The organism is Pseudoxanthomonas sp. F11, assembly GCF_037046485.1.
GTDB lineage: Bacteria > Pseudomonadota > Gammaproteobacteria > Xanthomonadales > Xanthomonadaceae > Pseudoxanthomonas_A.
The window spans coordinates 450,945-475,323 of record NZ_JBANLZ010000002.1; the positions used below are offsets into that span (position 1 = coordinate 450,945).

Genomic DNA, 24,379 nt, shown 5'->3' on the forward strand with positions numbered 1-24,379 from the left:
GAAGCGGCGTGACGGCCCGCTCAGGGCTGCGCCGCCAGAGCGGGCGCAACATCCTGTTCGCCCCAGCCGCCCAGCGACTTGTAGATCGCCACCACGCCGACGTTGACGCCGGCTTCGGCCTGCGCAAGCGCATCGTCTGCCGCCAGCTGCGTGCGCTGGGCGTCCAGCAGGGTGAGGAAGTCCGACGAGCCGGCACGATACCGGACTTTGGCCAGTTCTGCTGCACGGCGCGCGGCAACGGATTGTTCCAGCCGGAATTTCAGCTGGGCCTGCTGCTTGGCATAGGACAGCAGTGCGTTTTCCGTATCTTCCAGTGCACCCAGCACGGTCTTTTCGTACTGCGCGGCCACACCGTCGGCCTGGGCTTCGCTCGCGCGCAGTCGCGCACGCACGCTGCCCATGTCGAACGCGGCCCAGCTGATCGAGGGTGTCGCCTGCCACGCGCGGTTGTCGCCGTTGAACAGGTCGCCCCAGCCGCCGGACAGGAAGCCGACGAACCCGCGCAGGCTGACCCGCGGGAACAGGTCGGCGGTGGCGACGCCCACCCGCGCAGTGGCCGCGGCCAGGCGACGCTCGGCCGCGCGTACGTCGGGACGCTGGCGCAGCAGCTCGGTGGTGTCGCCGATCGGCAGCGCCTTGGCGAACGCCGGCGCCTCGCGCGGGGCGAGCAGCGCATTGAGTTCGCCCGGACGCTTGCCGACCAGCACCGCGAGGCGATGGCGCGCCTGGCCTTCGGCGGTTTCCAGCAGCGGTACCTCGGCCTCGACCGCCTTCACGCGGGCGAGGCTGCTCTGCACTTCCAGCTGGCTGCCGGCACCGAGGTCGAAGCGCGATTCGGTCAGGCGCTGGGTTTGGCCCAGGCTGACCAGGATGCGCCGCGCCACGTCCAGCCGCTTCTGCGTGCCGCGCAACTCGAAGTAGTTGCGCGCCACTTCGGCGGCCACGGTCACCTGCATCGCCTGCAAGTCGTTGCGCTGCGCCTGCAGGTCCGCATGCGCGGCCTCGGCGCTGCGGCGCACGCGGCCGAACAGGTCAAGTTCCCAGGCCGCGTCGAAGCCGGCCGAATAGCTGTCGGTCTCCACGCGGCCCTGGCCTTCGACGGGCTGCTTGGTGCGCGTGCCTTCCACGCCGGCGGTCACGTGCGGCGCCAGGTCCCAGCGACGTTCGGAGAACACGGCCCGCGCTTCGTCCACGCGCGACACGGCGATGCGGACATCCGGGTTGGCCAGCAGCGATTCGCGCACCAGCTGGTCGAGCACCGGATCGTCGAACTGGCTCCACCATGTGGCGACTGGATGGTCGGTCACGTACTCGGCGGAAGCCGCGTGCTGCAGCGTGGCCGGTGCGGTCTGCGGCGTCACGTAGTCGGGGCCCACGGTGACGCAGCCGGCCAGCACCACCGAGGCGATGGCGATGACGAGCGGACGGATCACCATGGCAGCACCTGGTCGAAGTAGTAGAAGCCGCCGGTCGGGCCGTCGTTGTCGATCAGGGCCAGCCGCACGCTGGTGCGCGCGCCTTCCGGCACCGAGAGTTCGCCGTTCTGCTGGTCGCCGGACTTGTTCATCTCGGTCTGCACATAGCCCGGATGGAGGGTGTTGACCTTGATGCCGGTGTCCTTCAATTCATAGGCCAGGTGCACGGTCCAGGCGTTCACCGCGCTCTTGGACACGTTGTAGGCCGGCACGCCCTTGAACGCGTAGATGGGCGACGCCGGGTTCTGGTGTTCGGAGATCGAACCCAGCAGGCTGGACACGTTGACGATGCGGCCTGCTCCGGACTTGCGCAGCAGCGGCAGGAACGCCTGCGTGGTTTCGATCAGGCCGAACACGTTGGTGTCGAACGTGGTGCGCCAGGTCTGCAGCGACTGGCCGGCCACGCCCTTGCTGCCGTCGTCGACGAGGATGCCGGCGTTGTTGACCAGGATGTCGAGCCTGCCGTGGCGCTGTTCCACCTCTTTCACGGCGGCGGCGATGCTGGCGCTGTCGGTGACGTCCAGCGCGATCGCCTCCACCGGCAGGCCCTGGGCCTGCAGGTCCAGTGCGGCTTCGACGGCCTTCTCGCGGTTGCGGCCGGCGAGGAGCGTATGCACGCCGGCTTCGGCCAGCTGGCGGACGGTTTCGCGGCCGATGCCGCGGGTGGCGCCGGTGACCAGCGCGATCTTCGATGCGGTGTTCATGTGGGTTTCCTTTGTCGGGTGGGAGGCCAGGGATCGCACGGCGCGACCCCGGCGGGATAGGTCATCCGTGCGTCACGGCCGGCGCGTGGGACACCAACGGACGGTTAGCCAGCTTGCGCAGCGCTACGTAGAAGACCGGCGTGAGGAACAGGCCGAACAGGGTCACGCCCAGCATGCCGGCGAACACGGTGATGCCGGTGACCGAGCGGACTTCCGCACCGGCGCCGGAGGAAAGCACCAGCGGCACGGTGCCGGCGATGAACGCCACCGACGTCATGATGATGGGGCGCAGGCGCAGGCGGCAGGCCTCCAGGGCGGATTCCACGATGCCCTTGCCCTGCAGTTCCAGTTCGCGGGCGAACTCGACGATCAGGATCGCGTTCTTGCATGCCAGGCCCATCAGCACCACCAGGCCCACCTGCACGAAGACGTTGTTGTCGCCGCCCATGACCCACACGCCGAACAGCGCCGACAGCAGCGTCATCGGTACGATCAGGATCACCGCCAGCGGCAGCGTCCAGCTTTCGTACAGCGCAGCCAGTACCAGGAAGGCCAGCAGCACGGCCAGCGGGAACACCACCAGCGCCGCCTTGCCCTGGGTGGCCTGCTGGTAGCTCAGGTCGCTCCAGTCGATGCCCATGCCGGGCGGCAGCACCTGCTGCGCCAGCTCGGTGACCTTGGCCATCGCCTCACCGGACGACAGCACGCGCGGGTCGGCTTCGCCCAGCAGGTCGGCGGCCGGATAGCCGTTGAAGCGGATCACCGGGTCGGGGCCGTAGGTCTGCTTGATGTTCACCATGCTGCCGATCGGCACCATCTCGCCGTTGGCGTTGCGGGTGCGCAGGTTGGCGATGTCCTCCACCTGGTCGCGGAAGCCGCCGTCCGCCTGCGCGATCACCTGCCAGGTGCGGCCGAACATGTTGAAGTCGTTGACATAGGCCGACCCCAGGTAGGTCTGCAGCGTGTCGAACAGCTCGGTCAGCGGCACACCCTGCGCCTTGGCCTTCACCCGGTCGACCTCGGCATCCAGCTGCGGGACGTTGGCCTGGTAGCTGCTGATCGGGAAGCCCAGGCCCGGGGTCTGCGAGGCCGCGCCCTGGAAGGCCTGCACGGCGTTCTGCAGTTCGCCGTAGCCCAGGCGCGTGCGGTCCTCGATGAACAGCGACCAGCCCGAGCCGTTGCCCAGGCCCTGGATCGGCGGCGGCATGAACGCGAAGGTAAAGCCCTCCTGGATGCCGGCGAACTTCTGGTTGAGCTCGGCGGTGATCTGCTCGGCGCTGTTCTTGCGCTCGCCGAACGGCTTGAGGTTGAAGAACACCACGCCGCTGTTGGGGGTGTTGGTGAACTGCAGCGGGTTCAGGCCGGGGAACGCGATCTCGTCCTGTACGCCCTCGACCTCCATCGCCAGCTTCGCCATCTTCTTCAGCACGGCGTCGGTGCGCTCGATCGAGGCGCCTTCGGGCATCTTTACGCCGGCGATCAGGTACAGCTTGTCCTGCACCGGAATGAAGCCGGCCGGCACCGCCTTGAACATCGCGCCCGCGCCGATCAGCAGCACCACATAGACCGCGAACACCGCGCCGCGCTTGCCCAGCGCACGCGACACCGCGCCCTCGTAGCGCTGCGAGCTGCGGTTGAAGAAGCGGTTGAACGGACGGAACAGCCAGCCGAACAGGCGGTCGATCAGGCGCGACGGTCCGTCCTTCGGTGCGTCGTGCGACTTCAGCAGCTTGGCGGCCAGCGCCGGCGACAGTGTTAGGGAGTTGATCGCCGAGATCACCGTGGAGATGGCGATGGTGACCGCGAACTGCTTGTAGAACTGGCCGGTCACTCCGGTCAGGAACGCCATCGGCACGAACACCGCGCACAGCACCAGGGCGATGGCGATGATCGGGCCGGAGACTTCCTTCATGGCCAGATGCGCGGCTTCGAGCGGGGTAGCGCCGTGCTCGATGTGGCGCTCCACGTTCTCCACCACCACGATGGCATCGTCCACCACGATGCCGATGGCCAGCACCAAGCCGAACAGGGTCAGCGTGTTGATGGAGTAGCCCAGCAAGTACAGCACTGCGAACGTACCGACCACCGACACTGGCACCGCCAGCAGCGGGATGATCGAGGCGCGCCAGGTCTGCAGGAACAGGATCACCACCAGCACCACCAGCAGGGTGGCTTCCAACAGCGTGGAAACGACCGACTTGATCGAGTCGCGCACGAATACCGTGGTGTCGTACACCGAGGTGATCTCGACGCCCGGCGGCAGCGTCTTGCGGACCTCCTCCATCTTGGCGACCACCGCATCGCGGATCTGCAGCGCGTTCGCGCCCGGCGCCTGGAAGATGCCGATGGCCGCTGCGTTCTGGCCGTTGAGGCGCGCGCGCAACGTGTAGTCGCCGGCGGCCAGTTCGATGCGGGCCACGTCGGCCAGGCGCACGATTTCGCCATCGACGCCGCTCTTCAGCACGATGTCGCCGAACTCTTCGACCGTCTCCAGGCGGCCCTTGGCGTTGATCGGCAGCAGGAAGTCGCTGCCGTTGGGCATCGGCTCGGCGCCCAGCTGGCCGGCCGAGACCTGCACGTTCTGCTCGCGCACCGCGCGCAGCACGTCGCTGGCGGTCATGCCGCGCGAGGCGACCTTGTCCGGGTCCAGCCACAGGCGCATGGCGTAGTCGCCGCCGCCGAACAGCTGGGCGTCGCCGACGCCGGCGATCTTGGCAAGTTCGTCCTTCACGTGCAGACGCATGTAGTTGCGCAGGTACAGCGAGTCGTACTTGCCGTCCTTGGACACCAGGTGGACGACCATCAGGAAGACCGGCGACTGCTTCTGCGTGGTCACGCCCTGCCGGCGCACGTCCTCGGGCAGCCTTGCCTGCGCCTGCGCCACGCGGTTCTGCACGCGCACCGCCGCCTCGTCGGCATCGGTGCCCGGCTTGAAAGTGACGGTGAGCTGCAGCACGCCGTCGGAGCCGGCGACGGACTTGATGTACATCATGTCCTCGACGCCGTTGATCGCTTCCTCCAGCGGCGTGGCGACGGTTTCGGCGATCACCTTCGGGTTGGCGCCTGGGTACACCGTGCGCACGACCACCGAGGGCGGTACCACTTCGGGGTATTCGCCGATCGGCAGCAGCGGGATCGAGATCAGGCCGGCGGCGAAGATCACGATCGACAGCACGGCGGCGAAGATCGGCCGGTCGATGAAGAATCTTGAGAAGTCCATGGGTGGATTTCCTGGAAAGAAGAAAGATCGTCCCCGTCGCCTGCCGCAGGCGCGGCAGGCGTGGGTTCCATCACTGCGGTGCGGCTGGCGTCAGTTCTTGGCGACGGCCTGGGTCGGCGCAGGCGCCTGTGCGCCCATCGCCACGGCCTTGGCGTCCACTGCCATGCCGGGGAAGAACACCTTCTGCACGCCGCTGACGATCACGCGGTCACCGGCGGCCAGACCCTTCTCGACGATGCGCAGGCCGTCGGCCATGCGGCCGACCTGCACGTCCCGGCGCTGCGCCTTGCCTTCCTTGTCGACCACGTAGACGTACTTGCGGTCCTGGTCGGTCAGCACCGCCTTGTCATCGACCAGCGCGGCCTTGAACTCGCCGCTGCCCAGCAGGCGCACGCGGGCGTACAGGCCGGGGGTGAAGACGCGGTCGGCGTTGTCGAGTACGGCGCGGGCGCGGATGGTGCCCGTGCTGCGGTCGACCTGGTTGTCGAGGAAGTCGACCACGCCCGCGTGCGGGAAGTCGCTCTCGTCGGCCAGCGCGACCTGCACCGGCACCTTGCCGTCGCGTTCGCTCGGGCGTTCGCCTTTGCGCGCCATTTCGGCGTAACGCAGGAACGTGCGTTCGTCGGCGTCGAAGTGCACGTGCACCTTGTCCAGCGACACCACCGTGGTCAGCACGCTGGCCGCATCGCCGGCGCTGACCAGATTGCCGGCGGTGACCAGCGCGCGCCCGGCACGACCATCGATGGGCGCGCGCACCTGGGTCCATTCCAGGTTCAGGCGCGCGCTTTCCACCGCGGCCTGGGCGGCGGCGACGTTGGCCTGCGCCTGGTCGGCGTTGGCGCGGCGCTGTTCGTACTCCTCGGTGGACAGTGCCTGCAGATCGGCCAGGCGCTTGGCGCGCGCGGCCTCGCTGCGGCCCAGTTCGGCCTGGGTGCGGGCGCGGGCCAGCTCGGCCTGTGCGCGCGCCAGTTCGGCCCGGTAGCTGCGCGCGTCGATGGTGAAGAGCACGTCGCCTTTCTTCACTTCCTGGCCTTCGGTGTAGTTGACGCGTTCGATGTAGCCGGACACGCGTGGGCGCAGGTCGACATGTTCGATGGCTTCGACGCGGCCGCTGAACTCGTCCCACTGGCTGACGGTCTTGACCGGTACGGCCGCCACGCTGACCTGCGGCGGCGGCGGGGCGCCGTGCTCGGCGGCCTGACCGCTGCAGCCGGCCAGCACGGCCAGGGCGAGGACGCTGAAAGCGCCCAGTGCAAGCAGGCGTTGCGGGCGCGGAAGGGAGAAGAGATGCGTGTTCATGGGGGTGGTCTCTTTGGGGGAGAGGAGAAAGCGGCAGGCGAGGATGCGACCTGAAGTCAGGTTGAGGTCAAGCGGAAAATCGAGGCGTTGCTGCGAGGACGGCGGAGCATGCGCTGGCGTGACAGTCAGGCCGAGGCGCGACCGTCGCGCCGGGCGCCGGCCACCGCCCACAAGGTCTCTTCGAAGTCGCAGACGAGCGTCTGCTCCGGTGGCCTGGCGTCGCGTGCGGACCAGGGAACGATGGACTGCGAGGCGCGGTCGCCGCGGGTCAGCAAGGACACCGCGCTGCGTCCGACCGCCAGCGCATCCGGCCATTCGGCGCAGGCGTTGATGGCGTTCTCGGGCGTGCATACGGGCTTGTCGACCGACAACAGCTGCACGCGTACGCCCAGTGCATGCGCTTCTTCGTGCAGGACCTGCGCGAGCATGCGCATCGCCGCGCCCGTCACCGAAGCGTGTCCATAACCGGACCAGCCGCGCTCGGCGTAAGGACCGCCGATCAGCACATAGTTGGCCGCATGCTGGCCCTCGGCGAGCAGCGGCAACAGGTGGCGTGCGGCGGCCAGGTGGGGGATCAGGTCCGCTTCCAGGCGCTCCAGCAGGAAGCTCGCGGGGCGGTCCAGCAGCCGACCGCTCTGCGGGGGCGTGCCCATGCTGGCGAAGACCGCGCGCAGCGGACGGCCGCGCTCGCGGACCTGTTCGGCCAGACGCGCCGCATCGCGGTCGTCGTGGATGCACGGCGCATGCAGCAGGTCGAGCCCGGGCTCGTCGTCGAAGTGCTCGGCCAGCGCACTCATGCGTGGACCTTCGCGACCCACCGCCAGCACGGGGCTGCCCGCTTCGAGCAAGGCACCGACCACGCCGAAGCCGACGTTGCCGCCTGCACCGAGCACCAGCGCACCCGGGGTGAGGCTGTTGCGGCTCAGGCTCATTGCGAGCTCCGCTGGCGCAGCGGCATGACGCGCGCACTGACGCCGGTCGTCTTCACCCGTAGGCGCGAACGCTCGCCATGGGCGAACGCGCGCGGGGTGGTGAACTCGCGGAACCCCAACGCCTTGCCGGCGAAGACTGCACGCGAAACCGGCCGACCCGTCGCGGGGGAGGAGGACGACGGGACGGCCGATGCGCGGACCACGCGGGCGACCAGGCGCACGCCGGCGTCGAGCCAGCGTCGCGCGGCGCGGAGAAGGGAACGAGGCATGCCGCGCAGTGTGGCGGTGCGCTGGATCCGACCGATATCCGGATCCTGCGCTTCCGTTGCACGATCCTGCGCCGCCGCGGCGAACGGCTGGCAACGGCCGAGGTGCAGGGTTGCCGGCGCCTCGGACGGCGTGCCGCTCGTCGGATGGCCATGGGCGACTGTCCCGCTCATGGGACGAATACTCCCGCGACGGGGATAATCCCATCTGCCGAGGCCAGCCGCGCAAGACGCCGGCCCGCGCTCACGACCCCTCCCCGCTGCGAACGCGGCGCCACCACCGGACCCGCGACTTCCTGCCGGATCAGGTGCTTGGAGCGACGAAACGCTTGATAGGACGGGGCCTCCTGGGAAGCGGCCGGGTGGTCCAGAGTCTGAAAGAGGCGGGCGAGCAACATGGCGAGGGAACCCGTACTGTGACGATGGATGTGACATTACGCCCCCAATGAGGACTTGATTAGTCCTGATTTAGGGGAATAATCATCCCGTCAGCGGGCCAATGCCCCGCCCCCCCGGAGTCAAACGATGAGCCACGATCTCAACGACACCCTGATCTTCGTCAAGGTGGTGGAACAGGGCAGCTTCATCGCCGCCGCCAACGTGTTGCGCCTGCCCAAGACCACGGTGAGCCGCAAGGTGCAGGAGCTGGAAACGCGCCTGGGCGCGCAGCTGCTGCACCGGACTACGCGCAAGCTGGGCCTGACCGAAGCCGGCAATGTCTACTACGAACACTGCCAGCGCATCGCGCGCGAACTGAGCGAAGCGGCCAGCGCCGTCAGCCAGTTGCACGCCGGTCCGCGCGGCTGGCTGCGCTTCACCGCGCCGTATTCGATCGGCATCGACAAGATCGCGCCGCTGCTGGGCGAATTCCACGCGCAGTATCCCGAGATCCGCGTGGAGATGGTCCTGGCCAACGACAACCTGGATCTGATCTCGGGTGAGATCGACGTGGCGCTGCGCATCGGCAGCCTGCCGGATTCCAACCTGGTGGCACGCCGCCTGAGCACGCTGCGCACGCAGGTGTACGCCAGCCCGAAATACCTGGCGCGCTATGGCGAGCCGCTCCACCCCGACGACCTGCAGCACCACCGCGTGCTGGCGATGCAGAAGCACCGTCGCGGAAGCGGCTGGGCGATGACGCTGCATGGCACCGATGGCGAGCACGACTATCCGATCAATCCCATCCTGGTGGCCAACGATCCGGCCGCACTGAAGGGTGCACTGCTGTGCGGCGAAGGCCTGATGCTGGGCGCGGACGTCATGGTCAAGCCGTACCTGGAGCAGGGTCACCTGCAGCGCGTGCTGGCGGGATGGACAGGGCCGGAGTACGAGTTCAACGCGGTGTTTCCCCGCGGCCACGTGCAGTCGCCGAAGGTGCGTGCGTTCGTGGATTTCCTGGTGGAGCGCATGAAGTTCGACGTGGACTACATGATGGAGCACTGCCCGGTGTACCTGAAACAGCAGGCCGAAGCCCGGGCGGCGGCGGAAGCTGCGCCGGAAGTCGAAGCGGCGGTGGCGGCGGTGGGGCGCAAGGTGCTGGCGGATGCGCTGAGCTGATGTCGTCGTCCCAGCGGACGCTGGGACCCATCTTGCCTCTGCCTTCGCAGACAGGTCCCCACGGGCGGCTGCCAACGCCAATGGATCCCAGCGTGCGCTGGGATGACGGCAAAGGCAGGTGGCCACCGAGTCTATGGGACGCAGGGGTACCGTGTCGCCTAACGATTCCCGAACGCAATCGCGCACCGGGCTGGCTAGCATGGGGGGCATCGTCGGCGTTGCGTTGTCGTCGGGGATGCCCTGCCGCACTGCGTCTCCACCTGACAGGAACCCGCACGATGAAGACACCGATGGCCGTGTTGGTGGCGCTGTGGCTGGCGGGCTGTACGCCCGCCACGCCCGATACCGCCGCGTCGACCCCGGACGCCGCGCCGGCCGGTCGCGTCGCAGCGCCCCCTGCCGCCGCACCCGCGTCCGCGATCGCCGATGACCCGTCCGCGGTCAACCAGGCCATCGACGAGGCGCTGGGCGACCATGTCCGTTACGAGGCGGTGATCCGTCAGCTCCAGCAGGCGGTGGCGGCGAACGACGCGGCTGCCGTGGCGGCCCTGGTCGACTACCCGTTCGCCACCGTGCGCGACGGCCAGCCGCTGAAGATCGCCGACGCCGAGGCCTTCGTGCGCGACTACGACCGGATCATGACGCCGCCCATTGCGGAGGCGATCAAGCGGCAGCGGTATTCCGAGTTGATGGTCAACTACAAGGGCGTGATGTTCGGCAACGGCGAGGCATGGGTGAACGGCATCTGCAGGGACGATGCATGCAAGAACGTGGACGTGCGCGTGGTGGCGCTGCAGCCGACGTCGTGATCCGTGACGGAGTCACTGTAGGAGCGACGTAAGTCGCGACCGCACGGCGTCGCATGTCATGAAGCGTTGGAAAGGCGGGTACGCTGGAGACCAGGCGCTTTCCTGCTCATCTGGGGGCGAGGCTTCCGTAAGCGGGTGGCGTGCGGTCGCGACTCACGTCGCTCCTACAGAAACGCAAAAAGAAGGGCGGCCACTGGCCGCCCTTTTCTGATGCGTCGTGCGTGCGTTTATTCCACCAGCACGTCCACGCGCCGCGCTTCATCGGCATCGCCGCTGCCTGTCGTCTGCGCCGGCTTGTCCAGCGTGATGCGCTCGGCCGCCACGCCGTTGACCACCAGCCACTGCTGGATGGCTTCGGCGCGCTGCTTCGCCAGTGCTTCGTTCGCGGCGGCATCGCCGCTGGCATCGTGGAAGCCGGAGACGCGTACTCGCTGGCCCGGATCGGCGCTCAAGGTGCCCAGCACGCCTGAAAGGCGCGCGCTGGTGTCGGCCGGTACCACGGCCGAGCCGCTGTCGAACAGGATGCGCGCGCTGCGTCCATCCACCACGTCGGCGGCCGCCATCGGGGCCGCATGCGTGGACGCCTCCATCGAGCTGGCGCTGCCCAGCCAGCCATTGACCGGCAGCACCGGCACCAGCAGCAGCGCGACGATGTTGATGATCTTGATCAGCGGGTTGATCGCCGGGCCGGCGGTGTCCTTGTACGGATCGCCGACGGTGTCGCCGGTGACCGCGGCCTTGTGCGCCTCGCTGCCCTTGCCGCCGTGGTGACCGTCCTCGATGTACTTCTTGGCGTTGTCCCATGCGCCGCCACCGGTGGTCATCGAGATGGCCACGAACAGGCCGGTCACGATGGTGCCGATCAGCAGCCCGCCCAGTGCCTGCGGACCCAGCAGCAGGCCGACGACGATCGGCACGATCACCGGCAGCAGCGAGGGTACGATCATTTCCTTGATCGCGGACTTGGTCAGCATGTCGACAGCGCGGCTGTAGTCCGGCTTGGCGGTGCCCGCCATGATCCCGGGGATCTCGCGGAACTGCCGGCGCACTTCCTCCACCACGCTGCCCGCAGCGCGGCCGACGGCTTCCATCGCCATCGCGCCGAACAGGTAGGGAATCAGGCCGCCGATCAGCAGGCCGACGATCACCAGATGGTTGGACAGGTCGAAGGTGAACACCGTGCCGGGGTGCGCGGTCTGCAGGTTGTGCGTGTAGTCGGCGAACAGCACCAGCGCGGCCAGCGCGGCCGAGCCGATGGCGTAACCCTTGGTCACCGCCTTGGTGGTGTTGCCCACCGCGTCCAGCGGGTCGGTGATGTTGCGGATCTCCGGCGGCAGTTCCGCCATCTCCGCGATGCCGCCGGCGTTGTCGGTGATCGGGCCGTAGGCATCCAGCGCCACGATCATGCCGGCCATCGACAGCATCGCCGTCGCGGCGATGGCGATGCCGTACAGGCCGCCCAGCGCATACGCGCCCAGGATGGCCGCGCACACCGCCACCACCGGCCACGCCGTGGAACGCATCGAGACGCCCAGGCCGGCGATGATGTTGGTGCCGTGGCCGGTCGTCGATGCCGCGGCGACGTGCTTGACCGGCGCGTACTGCGTGCCGGTGTAGTACTCGGTGATCCACACGATCACGCCGGTCAGCACCAGTCCCACCAGGGCGCAGAAGTACAGGTTCATCGCGCCGTAGCCGGAATCGGCCATCAGCTGCGTGGTGATCGGATAGAACGCGATCGCCGCCAGCACCGCCGAGACGATCACGCCCTTGTACAGCGCGCCCATGATGGAGCCGCCGGCCTTCACCTTGACGAACATCGCGCCGATGATCGAGGCGATGATCGACACGCCGCCGAGCACCAGCGGATACAGCACGGCGTGCTCGCCGGCCTGCGCGACCATCAGGCTGCCGAGCAGCATGGTGGCGATGATGGTGACCGCATACGTCTCGAACAGGTCCGCCGCCATGCCGGCGCAGTCGCCGACGTTGTCGCCCACGTTGTCGGCGATCACGGCGGGATTGCGGGGGTCGTCCTCCGGAATGCCGGCTTCCACCTTGCCCACCAGGTCGGCGCCGACGTCCGCGCCCTTGGTGAAGATGCCGCCGCCCAGGCGCGCGAAGATCGAGATCAGCGAGGAACCGAACGCCAGGCCGACCAATGCATGCAGCGCCTCGGCGGTGCCGTAGCCCAGGTGCAGATGGAGGATGGCGTAGTAGCCGGCCACGCCCAGCAGGCCCAGGCCGACCACCAGCATGCCGGTGATGGCGCCGCCCTTGAAGGCCACGTCCATCGCCGCGCTCATGCCCTTGCTGGCGGCTTCGGCCGTGCGCACGTTGGCGCGTACCGACACGTTCATGCCGATGTAGCCGGCGGCGCCGGACAGCACCGCACCGACCAGGAAGCCGATGGCGCTGGGCCAGGACAGGAAGAAGCCGATCAGCGCGAACAGCACGATGCCGGCGATGCCGATGGTGGTGTACTGGCGGTTGAGGTAGGCGCTGGCGCCTTCCTGCACGGCCGCCGCGATTTCCTGCATGCGGCTGTTGCCCGCGGGCTGTTTCAGGATCCAGCGCGCAGCCAGCACGCCGTAGATGATCGCCACGCCGGCGCAGACCAGCGCCAGCGTCAAACCGTGTTGTTCCAGCATGACCCCTCCCAAGGTTGATGGATGTCGTCCAGCAGAACGCTTGAACACGCAACCCAATCCCGGTGGAGCCTGTTGAACGATTGAGCGCACTCGACCGCTGCGATGGACTGCAGCACGAAACCCTTGTTCAGACATCCCTGGAGCTGGCCCGAGTATGACCGGATGCGCTTCATGCCGCCAGCGGTGACGGGCCGGTTCAGGCTTTCCATGCCAGCCTTGCGGCCTTCCTCCGGTTTCCGTATCCGTTTCAAGGAGTTGCCATGCGTCAGTCCGTCGCACTTCCGTTGCTTGCCGCATGCCTGCTGATGGCAGCCCCGGTCCATGCGGCCGGGCCCGCACCCGAGATCCAGCGGGCCGCCGCCGCGCCGCAGGCGGTGGGCGTCGTCCACAGCCTGCGCCAGATTCCGGAGGCCTGCGCGCGCCTGGAAGGCGCCTTCACTGGCGACACAGCGCATCCCTATCGCTATGCCCCCGTGCGCACCAGCCCGCAATGCCAGCCGCGCGCGCGCTTCGTCGACTTCGACAAGGCCGAGCCATCCACCGCAACCGGCTGGAAGCTCAACGACGTGATCCGCGTGCCGAACGCGTCGTGCCCCTCGCAGCAGGCCGTGGTCCGCGTGTGGCGCAAGCCCGGCAGCGCCGCGCTGCCGCCGGCGGACGCGCAGGGCCAGACCCGCATCTACCTGCAGGACGCGAAGCAACAGGCAGCGACTGCTGCGCAAGCGCCCTCGCTGACCCTGTTCGCGGCCAAGCTGGACCTCGAAGGCAAGGCCTGCCCCTAGGCCTGCGCTGGCGTGCCCTGATGGTAGTGAAGCTGCCAGCCGAGGGCCGTATGCCGCCACACGGACACCCGTTGTGCGGTATGGCCAGGCGCGCCATCGGGTTGCGCTTCGAGCGAAGCGAAGTGCAGCAACGCCACGTCGTCCGCGAGCCGTTCGAGGCGATGGCCGTACGCGACCACCTGCGGTAGCGAAGTGCGGTCGGCGAGGAAGTCGATGACCGCCTGCCGCGTGTAGCGCCTGCCGCTTCGGCCGACTTCGTGGAAATCGGGGTGCAGCAGGCGCTCCAGCCGGGTACGCGTGCAGGTCGCGCCGGGGTGATGGAGTTCGGACTCGAGCGCCGTCAGTTCGGCCAGCAGGTCATCCATCGCGGCATGCCGGCGCGCTGGAACGCGATCCATCACGACGTGGCGCGCACGGCGGGACCCGCGGAGTCCTTCTGCGCGAGGTATTGCCCGAAACGGTAGCCCGCGCCCGCGATGGCGAGGCCGACGGCGACGGCGAGCAGCCCGACAAGCACTTTGCGGAACATGGGGTACTCCGGTGACGTGGTGACAAGATCCACGCTAGCACCGTGGCCGCGGAGGCGACGGTGCCTGAAGTCATCCTGCGCGGAGTGCCGCGCCGCGTTCGGCCAGCAGCGTGCGCAGCACCGACCGGTGGCAATGTGCCTCGTCCTCGCAATAGCAACCCACCGAGAAATCGCTGCCATGCGACAGCGCCGCCAGCAGGTCCAGCGTTCGCGCGTTCTCGGGCGTGCCCATTTCGGCACGGTACTTCTTCGCGAAGGCGGCCCATGCCTTGGGCGTGGTAGCGTCCTGCGCCTCCTTCACCAGGTCGGCGCTTGGTGCCAGGTTGGGATACCAGACGTCGTACCAGTCCTGAGAGGCGAACTCGGATTTCGGCACGCCACGCGGCGGCCTGCGCACGGTGCCGATGCGCAGGCCTTCGTCCCTGGCACGCGGACTGCCGAGGCGGACGATCCGGATGGCCATCGCGCGGTCACCCCTCCCAGGCCGGCAGTTTCTTCTTCACCGCCACGTTCTTCAGCGCCACGTACTTCGGCAGGCCATCGGTGCCGTAGGGCGGGTAGGCTTCGCCGCGGATCAGCGGCTGCAGGTAGGTGCGCGCCTTGTCGGTGATGCCGTAGCCGTCCTTGCGGATGAAGCCGGGCGGAAACTTCTTCTCGTGGTTCGCCACCTTCGACAGCGGCGCGGCTTCGATCTTCCAGCGGAACGGCGCGTCGGAGGTGCGCACGATCACCGGCATCACCGCGTTCTGTCCCTTCAGCGCGAACTGCACCGCCGCCTTCCCGACGGCCTGCGCCTGCTCCCAGTCCGTCTTCGAGGCGATGTGGCGTGCCGAGCGCTGCAGGTAGTCGGGCAGAGTCCAGTGCACCTTCAGGCCCAGCTGGTCCTTCACCCGGCCGGCCAGATACGAGGCCACGCCACCCAGCTGGGTGTGGCCGAACGAATCCTTGCCGCCGCCGGCATCGGCGACGAAACGGCCGTCGGCATGCTGGATGCCTTCGCTGGCCACCACCACGCACCAGCCCACGCGGTCGACGACCTTCTTCACCTGCGCGAGGAACTGCGCCTCGTCGTAGGCGCGCTCGGGGAACAGGATGATGTGCGGGGCGTCGTCCGGCGACTGCCCGGCCAGCCCGGCGGCCGCGGCCAGCCAGCCGGCATGCCGGCCCATAGCTTCGTAGACGAAGACCTTGGTGGAGGTCTCCGCCATCGCGGCGACGTCCAGCGCGGCCTCGCGCACGGAGACGGCCGTGTACTTCGCCGCCGAGCCGAAGCCGGGGCAGGTGTCGGTGACGGCCAGGTCGTTGTCCACCGTCTTCGGCACCCCGATGCAGGTCAGCGGGTAGTCGAAGGCCTGCGCCAGCTGCGAGACCTTCCACGCCGTGTCCGCCGAATCGTTGCCGCCGTTGTAAAGGAACCAGCGCACGTCGTGCGCCTTCAGCACCGCCAGCAGGCGCTCGTACTTGGCCCGGTCGGCCTCCAGCGATTTCAGCTTGACCCGGCAGCTGCCGAAGGCGCCGCCCGGCGTATGGGCCAGGGCGCGGATGGCCGCGGCCGATTCCTTGCTGGTGTCGATCAGGTCCTCGCGCAGGGCGCCGAGGATGCCGTTGCGTGCGGCCAAGACCTTGATTTTCCGGGCCCGCGCTTCGGTAATGACGGCGGACGCAGAGGCGTTGATGACGGCGGTGACACCGCCGGACTGCGCATAAAGTAGGGTGCCAGAGGCCATGTGGGGTGCGTTCCGGGGTGCGGGGATGCGGTAAGCTTCACACAGATGACGCGGTGCAGCGCGGCGCCCGGCGCCCGGCGCGATCCACCGCCCGCAGGATTCCAGTTTGGGAGTGACAGCATGCGATTGGTTCTACTGGGCCCACCCGGGTCGGGCAAGGGCACCCAGGCAGCGCGCCTGAAAGACTACCTGCAGGTACCGCACATCTCCACCGGCGACCTGCTGCGCGCCGAAGTGGCCGCCGGCAGCCCGCTGGGCCTGCAGGCCAAGGAAGTGATGGCGCGCGGCGAACTGGTCAGCGACGACATCCTGCTGGGCATGCTGGAGGACCGCTTCTCGCGCGACGACACGAAGGCCGGCTTCATCCTCGACGGCTACCCGCGCAACCTGGTGCAGGCCGCCGCGCTGGGCCAGCTGCTGTCCAGGCTGGGGCAGAAGTTCGATTTCGCCGTGCAGCTGGACGTGCCCACCGAACTGCTGGTCGAGCGCATCGCCGGCCGCGCCCAGGCCGAGGGCCGCGCGGACGACAATCCGGAATCGGTGCGCAAGCGCCTGCAGGTCTATACCGACCAGACCGCGCCCGTCATCGACTTCTACCGCCAGCAGGGCGAACTGACCGTCGTGGACGGCGTGGGCTCGCTGGACGAGGTGTTCACCCGCATCACCGAGGCGATCGCGCCGGAGAAGGCGGTCGGCTGAGGCCTGCGCCGGCACTGGCAAGTGAGTGGAAAGGCCCTGCATCGTCGGGGCCTTTTCCGTTGCGGGGCGGGCCGGCCTGCAGCCGCCGTGCCGAACGCCGCCTGCTCGGCTAAAGTTCACGCATCCACTCCGGAAACGCAGTCTTGAAGATCCACATTCTCGGCATCGCCGGCACCTTCATGGGCGGCGTGGCCGCCCTGGCCCGCGAACTCGGCCACACGGTCGAAGGCAGCGACCAGGCCATCTATCCGCCCATGTCCACCCAGCTGGAAACGCTCGGCATCGCGCTGGCGCAGGGCTACCAGCCACAGAACATCGCGCCGGACTGCGACGAGATCGTCATCGGCAACGCGTTGTCGCGCGGGAATCCCGCGGTCGAGGCGGTGCTGGACCAGGGCCGGCGCTACATCTCCGGCGCGCAGTGGCTGTCCGAGCGTGTGCTGCCCGGACGCGACACGCTGGCCGTGGCCGGCACGCACGGCAAGACGACCACCACCACCATCCTGACCTACCTGCTCGAGGCCGCCGGCCGTTCGCCGGGCTTCCTGATCGGGGGCGTGGCCGAGGACTTCGGCGTATCCGCGCGCATCGGCGGCGGCCGCGAGTTCGTGGTCGAGGCCGACGAGTACGACACCGCCTTCTTCGACAAGCGCAGCAAGTTCGTCCACTACCGCCCGCTGGTCGCCATCCTCAACAACCTCGAGTACGACCACGCCGACATCTTTCCGGACGTGGCCGCGATCCAGCGCCAGTTCCATCACCTGGTGCGCACCGTGCCACGCCGTGGCCGCCTGATCGTCAACGGTGAGGATCCGCGCCTGGCCGAGGTACTGGCGATGGGCTGCTGGACGCCGGTGGAACGCTTCGGCTTCGATCCGTCGCTGGACTGGAGTGCGCGCCTGATCCGTGAGGACGGCAGCGCCTTCGCCGTGCGCCACCACGGCACCGAGATCGGCGAGGTGCACTGGCCGATGCTGGGCCGGCACAACGTACTCAACGGCCTGGCCGCGCTGGCCGCGTGCCATGCGGTCGGCGTGGACGTAGCCACCGTACTGCCCGTGCTGGCGGCATTCCGCAGCGTGAAGCGCAGGCTGGAAGTGATCGGCCAGCACGACGGCATCACCGTCTACGACGATTTCGCCCACCATCCCACCGCCATCCACACCACGCTGGAAGGCCTGCGTGCGCGCGTCGGCGAGGCGCGCATCCTGGTGGCGATGGAGCCGCGCAGCAATTCGATGCGCTCCGGCGCACATGCCGATGCACTGGCGCCGTCGCTGGACATCGCGGACGTAGTCGTGTTCCTGCACCGACCGGAACTCGCATGGGATGCCGGCAGGATCGTCGCCGCCATCCGTGGCGACGCACGTACGGTGCCCGATGCGGATGCGTTGATCGCGGCGCTGAAGACGCAGGCGCGCCCCGGCGACCATGTGGTGTTCATGTCCAACGGCGGCTTCGACGGCGCGCCGCGGCGGTTCCTGGCGGCATTGCAAGGCTGAGTGGCCGGCGTGGCGCACGAATCCCTGCCGCTGTTCCCCCTGCACAATGTGTTGCTGCCGGGGGCGGCGATGGATCTGCGCATCTTCGAGCGGCGCTACCTGGATCTGGTACGCGACTGCGGGCGTTCCGCGAGCGGGTTCGGTGTCTGCCTGATCCTGGAGGGCGACGAATCGGGGGCGCCCGCGACGCCGGCGGCCTACGGCGTCGAAGCGCGTATCGAGAACTTCGACATGGGCGAGGACGGGCTGCTGTCCCTGCGCGTGCGCGGCCATCGGCGTTTCCACGTGGTCCGCACGCGCGTGCGCGACAACGGGCTGGTGATGGCGGATGTGGAGTGGCGGTGCGCCGACGAGGACGGGGAAATCCGTCCCGAGCACGCACTGCTGGGTACGCTGCTGCAGACCATGATGGAGAAGGCGGGCACCGACCTGGCCAAACTGCCGCCGCGGATCTTCGAACATGCGGGCTGGGTGGGATGGCGCCTGGCGCAGGTACTGCCGATCACGCCCGAACAGCGCGTGTCCCTGCTGCAGGAAGACGACGTGCATGCCCGGCTGCAGCGCCTGCTGGAGTGGATCGACTGACGCCGTACCCCCTGCGAAAACCCGCCTGACGAGTCAGCGTGGGGCAGCCCCGCCTTCGGTGCAGATCCGCAGCACCGGCAGCCCCGACTCGGGGTGAGGTGCGATCGCATGGTCGAGTCCGGCCGTGGCCCGCGTCACCGCATCCAGCGCGGTGCGCGCTTCGCGCAGGGGCCGCCACAGGCGGACCAGGTTGAAGGCACGCTGTTGTTGCAGGACCTGCGCGCTACCGATCCACAGCGGCACATCGCCGGGCAGCAGGCGCGTGTCGGCCGGCCACAGGCGCAACACGAACACTTCGCCCGGCTGGTCGCCCTTGCGCACCATCAGCAGGCTTTCGGCGCGGGTGTCGAGCGTGGCGGGGAGCACGGGCTGCTCATCGTCGGGCAGGTCGCTGTCGAGCAGGTTGAGGGCCTCTTCCCAGCCGGCCTGCGGCTGTTCGCGCCATCCGTCGGCGGCCAGGCTTGCCTTCAAGGGCGCCAGCGGTCCGGCGATCTGCACGTCCAGTGGCCAGCGCTGCTCGTCGTCGAACTCGTTACGGCGTGCGGGCAGCGACTGCCAACCCTGCGTCCACCAGTCCTGCAGGGCGACGCTGCGCTCGGTCACCGGTGCCTGGAACTGCGCCAGCATGCGTTCCACATTGCGTGGCGCGTGCCACAGCCCGGCCAGCACGAAGCTGCCATAGAAGAGCCATGCGATCGGCTTGATCCAGAACGATCGCACCATGCGGCGGCGGTAGGCGATGCCCAGCACCAGCAGCCACACCAGCCCGAACAGCATGCCGCCGATGACGTCGCTGAGCCAGTGCGCGCCCAGGTAGAGTCGCGCGAAGCCGATCAACGCCACCACGATGCCGGAGACCAGGTAGGGCCACACCCGCGTGCGTCCTGGCAGTTCGCGTGCGATCAGCACCGCGAAGAAACCGAAGATGATGGTGGACATGGTCACCGCGATCGACGGAAAGCCGAAGCCACTGCTCACCGACGGCGGCTTGGGAATGTCCACCGACGCGCCCAGCCACGCGGTCAGCGCAAGTCCGAACGCCAGCGCCGCCAGCCAGTGACCGGCCGCCATCCAGCGCTTGCGCCAGCACAGGTAGGCCAGCACCAGCAGCGAGACCGGCGCCAGCACCTGCTCGTCGCCCAGCGAGGCCAGGGCCGCCAGCGGCCGGTCGGCCAGCGGATTACGCAGGGCGCGCATCAGTTCGTGCACCCACAGATCCATGGCCAGCGGTTCGCCATGGCCGACGACGATGATCAGGAAGGCGAACCACACCCACACGATGGCCAGCAGCAGGATCGCCAGCAGTGCCAGGGGCACCGATTCGCGCCGGGTCGGATCGAAGACCGCGGCGGTGTGGCGGCCCAGCACCGGGTGCGCATGGGACCATGCCAACGCGCGCGCGAGCAGCACATCGGCATGCGCGGCGAACCAGCGATAGGTGTACAGCACCAGCGCCCAGGCCAGGGCCAGCACCACCACCAGCAGGCCCAGCACCAGGGCCAGACGGCCTGCCACCGCGGCGACGGCGTCGTAAGCGTGGCCCAGCACCCAGCCCGGCAGCAGGAACGACACCGCCCACGCCAGACAGGCCGCGGCGCTGGCCGTGCCGTAGCGGCGCAACGGCATCCGCGAGATGCCGGCCACGGCCGGCACGAACGGCCGGATCGGTCCCACGAAACGAGCCACGAAGATGCTCTTCCATGCATTGCGGCGGAACAGCACCTCGCCCCGGTCCAGCAATTGCGGATAGCGGCGGAATGGCCACACCGTCCGCAGTTGCGGGCCCCAGCGGTGGCCCACCCAATAGCTGCTCGCATCGCCTATCAGCGCACCCAGGGTCGCGCACACGACGGCGTACGGCCCGGAAATCTCGCCCAGCCCGATCAGCACGCCCACGGCGAACAGCAGCGGAAGCGCGGGCACGATGGCGCCCAGGATGATCACGGCGTCGCAGAAGGCGATGGCGAAGATCACCAGCCCTGCGGCCACGGGATGCGCGCTGATCCAGGCCAGCAGGTTGTCGAGCCAGGAGGATTCCATCGCGGGATTATAGGCGGCGCCTGCTGACCAGCGCCCCCCTTCCGCGGACGGTAGAATGACCGGGTGGACCTGCGCTCGCCTTCCGAAATCGCCGCACTCAAGGCCGACACCTTCGGCCGCATCTCGCTGATGCAGGGCCAGGGGGGGACGTTCGTACGCCGCGATCTGGTGCATGTGCCGCTGTGGTTGAGACTGCCGGCGTGGTGGCTGGCGCGGCGCGAAGCGCTGGCGTTGCGCAAGGTCGCCGGAATGGCCGATGTGCCGCAGTTGCTGGCCTGGACCGGACGCCGGCTCGACCGCAGCTACATGGAGGGCGCGGCGATGTACCAACGGCCGCCGCGCGGGGACCTTCCCTATTTCCGTGCCGCGCACCGGTTGCTCAAGCAGCTGCATCGCCGCGGCATCGCCCACAACGATCTGGCGAAGGAAGCCAACTGGCTGGTCCTGGAAGACGGGCGCCCGGCGATCATCGATTTCCAGCTCGCCACCCGCGGCCATCCGCGTTCGCGCTGGATGCGCCTGCTGGCGCGGCAGGACCTGCGCCATCTGCTCAAGCACAAGCGTACATACTGCGCTGCGTCCCTCACCCCCACCGAGAAGCGCGTGCTCAGGCGCACCTCCTGGTTGCGCGATCTGTGGTTCCGTACCGGCAAGCCGGTGTACCGCTTCCTCACCCGGCGCGTACTGAAGTGGGAAGACAACGAGGGGCAGGGGCCGAAGCCGTGAGCATGTCCGCATCCACCCGAATTCCCTTCCGGAGCACGCCATGACTTCACTGGCCGGCAAGACCCTTTTCATCACCGGTGCCTCGCGCGGCATCGGCCTGGCCATCGCCCTGCGTGCGGCACGCGACGGTGCCAATGTGGCCATCGCCGCCAAGTCGTCGGTGCCCAATCCCAAGCTGCCCGGCACCATCCACACCGCTGCGCAGGCGGTCAACGACGCAGGCGGCCGCGGCCTGGCGCTGAAGTGCGACATCCGCGAAGAGGACGAGGTGAATGCGGCGATGGCCGCTACCGCGGACGCCTTCGGCGGCATCGATATCCTGGTCAACAACGCCAGCGCCATCTGGCTGGCGGGTGCGCTGGACACGCCGATGAAGCGCTTCGACCTGATGCAGCAGGTCAACGCGCGCGGCAGTTTCCTGTGCGCGCAGGCCTGCCTGCCCTACCTGAAGCAGGCCGCCAATCCGCATATCCTGACGCTGGCGCCGCCGCCGTCGCTGGACCCCAAGTGGTGGGCGCCGCACACCGGCTACACGCTGGCCAAGATGGGCATGAGCTTCGTGACACTGGGCCTGGCCGGCGAGTTCGGGCCGCAGGGCATCGCGGTGAACGCGCTGTGGCCGCGCACCATCATCGCCACCGATGCGCTGAACATGATTCCCGGCGTGGAGATCCCGCGCTGCCGCACGCCGCAGATCGTGGCCGATGCCGCGCACGCCGTGCTGGTGCGCGAGGCGCGCGGCTTCCACGGCCGGTTCCTCATCGACGAGGACGTGCTGCGCGAGGCCGGCGTCGCCGACTTCTCCGGCTATGCGGTGGATCCGTCGCAGTCGCCGCTACCCGACCTGTTCCTGGACTGACCGCGAGCTCACCATGAAATACCTGCACGCCATGATCCGCGTCCACGATCTGGACGCCACGGGCCGCTTCCTCACCGACGGCCTGGGCCTGCGCGAAACCCGCCGCATGGAGAGCCCGCAGGGCCGGTTCACGCTGGTGTATTTCGGCGCACAGATGAATCCCGAAGCGGAAATCGAGCTGACGTACAACTGGCCGCCGGAAGACGGCAGCCCGCCCGAGGACTATGGCAGCGCCCGCAACTTCGGCCATCTGGCCTTCGAAGTGGACGACATCTACGCGCTGTGTGCGCACCTGCAGTCGATGGGCATCACCATCAACCGCCCCCCGCGCGACGGCCGCATGGCCTTCATCCGCACGCCGGACCTGATCTCCATCGAACTGCTGCAGAAGGGCACTGCGCTGCCGCCACAGGAGCCTTGGCTTTCGATGCCGAATACGGGAAGCTGGTGACACGCCCTCGCAAGGAGTTGTGCAGATGAATCTGGCCCTGCTCGTGATCGATGTGCAACGCGGCCTGTTCGAACCGCAACCGCCGCCGGCCGACGCCGATGCGGTGGTCGAGCGCATCAACGCGCTGTCGGCGAAGGCGCGCGAGGCCGGCATGCCGGTGGTGTTCGTGCAGCATGAGCGCGCGGGCGACCTGGAGGCCGAATCGCCGGGCTGGGCGCTGCATCCGGGCCTGCAGGTGGCCGAGGGCGACTACCGCGTCCGCAAGGCCACGCCGGATTCCTTCCTGCGCACCGGCCTGGACGAAGTGCTGTCGTTCTGCGGCGTGGAAGGCGTGGTGCTGTGCGGATATGCCACCGAGTTCTGCGTGGATACCACCGCGCGCAGCGCCGCGGCGCACGGCTACCACGTGGTGCTGGCGGCGGACGCGCACACCACGCACGACAAGGCGCACGCCGATGCCGCGCAGATCCGCGCCCACCACAACGCCACGCTGCCGGCCATCCGCAGTTTCGGCGTCAGCATCCGGGCGCTGCCTGCCGGCGAGATCGCGTTCGCCGCCTAGGCGGCGGATTCAGCCCATCGGGACGGGCAGGCGCGCGCCGCAATGGCGGCAATGCAGTGCGTCGGGGTCGTGGCCCTCCAGGCCGCATTCGGGACAGCCACGGCGATCGAGGTGGCCGCGCTCGTGCGAGGCTTCGCGCAGGCTGCTGGCCAGTTCGGCGGTGTAGATGCCGGTGGGCACGGCGATGATGCTGTAACCGATCAGGATCAGCACCGAGGTGATGGCCCTGCCGGCCGTGGTCTGCGGCGCGATGTCGCCGAAGCCGACGGTCGCCATCGTCACGATGGCCCAGTACATGCTGGTGGGAATGCTGGTGAAGCCGTGTTCCGGACCCTCGACTACGTACATCAGTGCGCCGAAGATGACGACCAGCGTCAGCACCGCGCAGATGAAGACGAAGATCTTGCGCCGGCTCCGCCAGAGCGCGCCCACCAGTTGCCCGCTCTCTTCGACGTACTGGGTCAGCTTCAGGATGCGGAACAACCGCAGGATGCGCAGGATGCGCACCACCAGCAGGCTCTGCGCGCCCGGTACGAGCACCGACAGGTACGTGGGCAGGATGGACAGCAGGTCGATGATGCCCCAGATGCTGACCGCGTAACGCAGCGGACGGCGGACCGTCGCCAGTCTCAGCGCGTATTCCGCGGTGAACAACAGGGTGAAGGCCCACTCGAGCGCGTACAGGACGCCGGCATGGCGCGCGTGGAAGGCCTGTACGCTGTCCAGCATGATCACGATGACGCTGGCCAGGATCGCCAGCACCAGCGCCAGGTCGAAATTGCGCGACGGCGGCGTGTCGTGGCGATAGATGATGTCGAACCAGCGCCTTCTCCAGCCCGCGTCGGTCGCGGGATTGAGCTGGGGATCGGAGAACAGGCGCGGCTGGAACTTCATGGGCGCGATGATGCACCAATGGCGACCGTGCGTCCTGCGGACGGGGGGGCGGAGCCTGCCTGTGGCGCCGGCATGCGTCACAATACGCACTCCTTCCTGTTGCCCGTCCG

23 protein-coding genes and 1 pseudogene are annotated in these 24,379 nt (G+C 68.5%); 10 read left to right on the forward strand and 14 right to left on the reverse strand.

Annotated elements, in window-relative coordinates; all coding sequences use genetic code 11:
• Positions 1-20 precede the first annotated feature (20 nt).
• From V8246_RS07880 to V8246_RS07905, 6 genes are all read right to left on the reverse strand, one after another.
• Entirely contained in the window at positions 21-1,436 is a 1,416-nt protein-coding gene (locus tag V8246_RS07880; protein WP_336188675.1) for an efflux transporter outer membrane subunit, read from the reverse strand.
• Positions 1,430-2,179, reverse strand: coding sequence for an SDR family oxidoreductase (locus V8246_RS07885; protein WP_336188676.1), 750 nt, complete (start codon positions 2,177-2,179; stop codon positions 1,430-1,432). The genes V8246_RS07880 and V8246_RS07885 overlap by 7 nt, the downstream gene beginning before the upstream one ends.
• 61 nt (positions 2,180-2,240) lie before the next feature.
• Positions 2,241-5,399 carry a multidrug efflux RND transporter permease subunit gene (locus V8246_RS07890; RefSeq protein WP_336188677.1) on the reverse strand — a complete coding sequence of 1,053 codons (3,159 nt, stop codon included), beginning with the start codon at positions 5,397-5,399 and terminating at the stop codon, positions 2,241-2,243.
• 90 nt (positions 5,400-5,489) lie between these two features.
• Positions 5,490-6,698: an efflux RND transporter periplasmic adaptor subunit gene (locus V8246_RS07895; RefSeq protein WP_336188678.1), complete on the reverse strand. Its 1,209-nt coding sequence runs from the start codon at positions 6,696-6,698 to the stop codon at positions 5,490-5,492.
• 125 nt (positions 6,699-6,823) lie between these two features.
• Entirely contained in the window at positions 6,824-7,630 is an 807-nt protein-coding gene (locus V8246_RS07900; protein WP_336188679.1) for an SDR family NAD(P)-dependent oxidoreductase, read from the reverse strand.
• The gene (locus tag V8246_RS07905; RefSeq protein ID WP_336188680.1) at positions 7,627-8,070 is read right to left on the reverse strand and encodes a hypothetical protein; all 444 of its coding nucleotides are present in this window, start codon (positions 8,068-8,070) and stop codon (positions 7,627-7,629) included. Before V8246_RS07905 ends, V8246_RS07900 begins: the two co-directional genes overlap by 4 nt.
• Positions 8,071-8,421: 351 nt before the next feature.
• Here V8246_RS07905 and V8246_RS07910 point away from each other — a divergent pair, with 351 nt between their 5' ends.
• On the forward strand, positions 8,422-9,453 hold the full coding sequence (locus tag V8246_RS07910) for a LysR substrate-binding domain-containing protein (protein WP_336188681.1): 1,032 nt from the start codon (positions 8,422-8,424) through the stop codon (positions 9,451-9,453).
• A gap of 278 nt (positions 9,454-9,731) precedes the next feature.
• Complete coding sequence (locus tag V8246_RS07915) at positions 9,732-10,262, forward strand: hypothetical protein (protein WP_336188682.1); 531 nt, start codon at positions 9,732-9,734, stop codon at positions 10,260-10,262.
• Between the two features lie 227 nt (positions 10,263-10,489).
• On the opposite strand, the gene V8246_RS07920 is transcribed toward V8246_RS07915, so the two are convergent.
• A complete protein-coding gene (locus V8246_RS07920; protein WP_336189072.1) occupies positions 10,490-10,852 on the reverse strand; it encodes an OmpA family protein in 363 nt (120 codons plus the stop codon).
• Positions 10,853-10,885: 33 nt separating this feature from the next.
• Positions 10,886-12,913, reverse strand: a pseudogene (locus V8246_RS07925) (sodium-translocating pyrophosphatase); the annotation flags it as partial.
• Positions 12,914-13,173: 260 nt separating this feature from the next.
• Between V8246_RS07925 and V8246_RS07930 the strand changes: the two are divergent.
• Positions 13,174-13,695 carry a hypothetical protein gene (locus V8246_RS07930; protein ID WP_336188683.1) on the forward strand — a complete coding sequence of 174 codons (522 nt, stop codon included), beginning with the start codon at positions 13,174-13,176 and terminating at the stop codon, positions 13,693-13,695.
• Here the strand turns inward: V8246_RS07930 and V8246_RS07935 are convergent.
• The 4 genes from V8246_RS07935 to V8246_RS07950 form a co-directional block, all read right to left on the reverse strand.
• Complete coding sequence (locus V8246_RS07935) at positions 13,692-14,060, reverse strand: DUF4440 domain-containing protein (protein ID WP_336188684.1); 369 nt, start codon at positions 14,058-14,060, stop codon at positions 13,692-13,694. The genes V8246_RS07930 and V8246_RS07935 overlap by 4 nt on opposite strands.
• A 32-nt stretch (positions 14,061-14,092) precedes the next feature.
• Positions 14,093-14,224, reverse strand: coding sequence for a hypothetical protein (locus tag V8246_RS07940; RefSeq protein ID WP_336188685.1), 132 nt, complete (start codon positions 14,222-14,224; stop codon positions 14,093-14,095).
• 70 nt (positions 14,225-14,294) lie between these two features.
• Entirely contained in the window at positions 14,295-14,687 is a 393-nt protein-coding gene (locus V8246_RS07945; RefSeq protein ID WP_336188686.1) for a DUF488 family protein, read from the reverse strand.
• 7 nt (positions 14,688-14,694) lie between these two features.
• Positions 14,695-15,951 carry a 6-phosphofructokinase gene (locus tag V8246_RS07950; RefSeq protein WP_336188687.1) on the reverse strand — a complete coding sequence of 419 codons (1,257 nt, stop codon included), beginning with the start codon at positions 15,949-15,951 and terminating at the stop codon, positions 14,695-14,697.
• A 120-nt stretch (positions 15,952-16,071) separates the two neighbouring features.
• Here V8246_RS07950 and V8246_RS07955 point away from each other — a divergent pair, with 120 nt between their 5' ends.
• The 3 genes from V8246_RS07955 to V8246_RS07965 all read left to right on the forward strand — a co-directional run bounded on the left by V8246_RS07955 (position 16,072) and on the right by V8246_RS07965 (position 18,737).
• A complete protein-coding gene (locus tag V8246_RS07955; RefSeq protein WP_336188688.1) occupies positions 16,072-16,650 on the forward strand; it encodes an adenylate kinase in 579 nt (192 codons plus the stop codon).
• Positions 16,651-16,772: 122 nt separating this feature from the next.
• The gene (gene mpl, locus V8246_RS07960) at positions 16,773-18,152 is read left to right on the forward strand and encodes a UDP-N-acetylmuramate:L-alanyl-gamma-D-glutamyl-meso-diaminopimelate ligase (RefSeq protein WP_336189073.1); all 1,380 of its coding nucleotides are present in this window, start codon (positions 16,773-16,775) and stop codon (positions 18,150-18,152) included.
• A 9-nt stretch (positions 18,153-18,161) separates the two neighbouring features.
• On the forward strand, positions 18,162-18,737 hold the full coding sequence (locus tag V8246_RS07965; RefSeq protein ID WP_336188689.1) for an LON peptidase substrate-binding domain-containing protein: 576 nt from the start codon (positions 18,162-18,164) through the stop codon (positions 18,735-18,737).
• A 33-nt stretch (positions 18,738-18,770) separates the two neighbouring features.
• On the opposite strand, the gene V8246_RS07970 is transcribed toward V8246_RS07965, so the two are convergent.
• Positions 18,771-20,777, reverse strand: a complete 2,007-nt coding sequence (locus tag V8246_RS07970; RefSeq protein WP_336188690.1) for a VTT domain-containing protein — start codon at positions 20,775-20,777, stop codon at positions 18,771-18,773.
• 129 nt (positions 20,778-20,906) lie between these two features.
• Here V8246_RS07970 and V8246_RS07975 point away from each other — a divergent pair, with 129 nt between their 5' ends.
• The 4 genes from V8246_RS07975 to V8246_RS07990 are packed head-to-tail and all read left to right on the forward strand — an operon-like array spanning position 20,907 to position 23,375.
• Positions 20,907-21,503 carry a serine/threonine protein kinase gene (locus tag V8246_RS07975; RefSeq protein WP_336189074.1) on the forward strand — a complete coding sequence of 199 codons (597 nt, stop codon included), beginning with the start codon at positions 20,907-20,909 and terminating at the stop codon, positions 21,501-21,503.
• 40 nt (positions 21,504-21,543) lie between these two features.
• Positions 21,544-22,362 carry an NAD(P)-dependent oxidoreductase gene (locus V8246_RS07980; protein WP_336188691.1) on the forward strand — a complete coding sequence of 273 codons (819 nt, stop codon included), beginning with the start codon at positions 21,544-21,546 and terminating at the stop codon, positions 22,360-22,362.
• A 13-nt stretch (positions 22,363-22,375) separates the two neighbouring features.
• Positions 22,376-22,813, forward strand: a complete 438-nt coding sequence (locus V8246_RS07985) for a VOC family protein (RefSeq protein WP_336188692.1) — start codon at positions 22,376-22,378, stop codon at positions 22,811-22,813.
• Between the two features lie 25 nt (positions 22,814-22,838).
• On the forward strand, positions 22,839-23,375 hold the full coding sequence (locus V8246_RS07990; protein ID WP_313221454.1) for a cysteine hydrolase family protein: 537 nt from the start codon (positions 22,839-22,841) through the stop codon (positions 23,373-23,375).
• Between the two features lie 9 nt (positions 23,376-23,384).
• Here the strand turns inward: V8246_RS07990 and V8246_RS07995 are convergent, their stop codons facing one another.
• Complete coding sequence (locus tag V8246_RS07995) at positions 23,385-24,269, reverse strand: ion transporter (protein ID WP_336188693.1); 885 nt, start codon at positions 24,267-24,269, stop codon at positions 23,385-23,387.
• Between the last annotated feature and the right edge of the window lie 110 nt (positions 24,270-24,379).

Excerpts from the sequence above, each read along its gene's own strand:
- V8246_RS07880 (WP_336188675.1), bottom strand. The coding sequence starts at position 1,436 with ATGGTGATCCGTCCGCTCGTCATCGCCATCGCCTCGGTGGTGCTGGCC.
- V8246_RS07885 (WP_336188676.1), bottom strand. The coding sequence starts at position 2,179 with ATGAACACCGCATCGAAGATCGCGCTGGTCACCGGCGCCACCCGCGGC.
- V8246_RS07890 (WP_336188677.1), bottom strand. The coding sequence starts at position 5,399 with ATGGACTTCTCAAGATTCTTCATCGACCGGCCGATCTTCGCCGCCGTG.
- V8246_RS07895 (WP_336188678.1), bottom strand. The coding sequence starts at position 6,698 with ATGAACACGCATCTCTTCTCCCTTCCGCGCCCGCAACGCCTGCTTGCA.
- V8246_RS07900 (WP_336188679.1), bottom strand. The coding sequence starts at position 7,630 with ATGAGCCTGAGCCGCAACAGCCTCACCCCGGGTGCGCTGGTGCTCGGT.
- V8246_RS07905 (WP_336188680.1), bottom strand. The coding sequence starts at position 8,070 with ATGAGCGGGACAGTCGCCCATGGCCATCCGACGAGCGGCACGCCGTCC.
- V8246_RS07910 (WP_336188681.1), top strand. The coding sequence starts at position 8,422 with ATGAGCCACGATCTCAACGACACCCTGATCTTCGTCAAGGTGGTGGAA.
- V8246_RS07915 (WP_336188682.1), top strand. The coding sequence starts at position 9,732 with ATGAAGACACCGATGGCCGTGTTGGTGGCGCTGTGGCTGGCGGGCTGT.
- V8246_RS07920 (WP_336189072.1), bottom strand. The coding sequence starts at position 10,852 with ATGGAGGCGTCCACGCATGCGGCCCCGATGGCGGCCGCCGACGTGGTG.
- V8246_RS07930 (WP_336188683.1), top strand. The coding sequence starts at position 13,174 with ATGCGTCAGTCCGTCGCACTTCCGTTGCTTGCCGCATGCCTGCTGATG.
- V8246_RS07935 (WP_336188684.1), bottom strand. The coding sequence starts at position 14,060 with ATGGATGACCTGCTGGCCGAACTGACGGCGCTCGAGTCCGAACTCCAT.
- V8246_RS07940 (WP_336188685.1), bottom strand. The coding sequence starts at position 14,224 with ATGTTCCGCAAAGTGCTTGTCGGGCTGCTCGCCGTCGCCGTCGGCCTC.
- V8246_RS07945 (WP_336188686.1), bottom strand. The coding sequence starts at position 14,687 with ATGGCCATCCGGATCGTCCGCCTCGGCAGTCCGCGTGCCAGGGACGAA.
- V8246_RS07950 (WP_336188687.1), bottom strand. The coding sequence starts at position 15,951 with ATGGCCTCTGGCACCCTACTTTATGCGCAGTCCGGCGGTGTCACCGCC.
- V8246_RS07955 (WP_336188688.1), top strand. The coding sequence starts at position 16,072 with ATGCGATTGGTTCTACTGGGCCCACCCGGGTCGGGCAAGGGCACCCAG.
- V8246_RS07970 (WP_336188690.1), bottom strand. The coding sequence starts at position 20,777 with ATGGAATCCTCCTGGCTCGACAACCTGCTGGCCTGGATCAGCGCGCAT.
- V8246_RS07975 (WP_336189074.1), top strand. The coding sequence starts at position 20,907 with ATGCAGGGCCAGGGGGGGACGTTCGTACGCCGCGATCTGGTGCATGTG.
- V8246_RS07980 (WP_336188691.1), top strand. The coding sequence starts at position 21,544 with ATGACTTCACTGGCCGGCAAGACCCTTTTCATCACCGGTGCCTCGCGC.
- V8246_RS07985 (WP_336188692.1), top strand. The coding sequence starts at position 22,376 with ATGAAATACCTGCACGCCATGATCCGCGTCCACGATCTGGACGCCACG.
- V8246_RS07990 (WP_313221454.1), top strand. The coding sequence starts at position 22,839 with ATGAATCTGGCCCTGCTCGTGATCGATGTGCAACGCGGCCTGTTCGAA.
- V8246_RS07995 (WP_336188693.1), bottom strand. The coding sequence starts at position 24,269 with ATGAAGTTCCAGCCGCGCCTGTTCTCCGATCCCCAGCTCAATCCCGCG.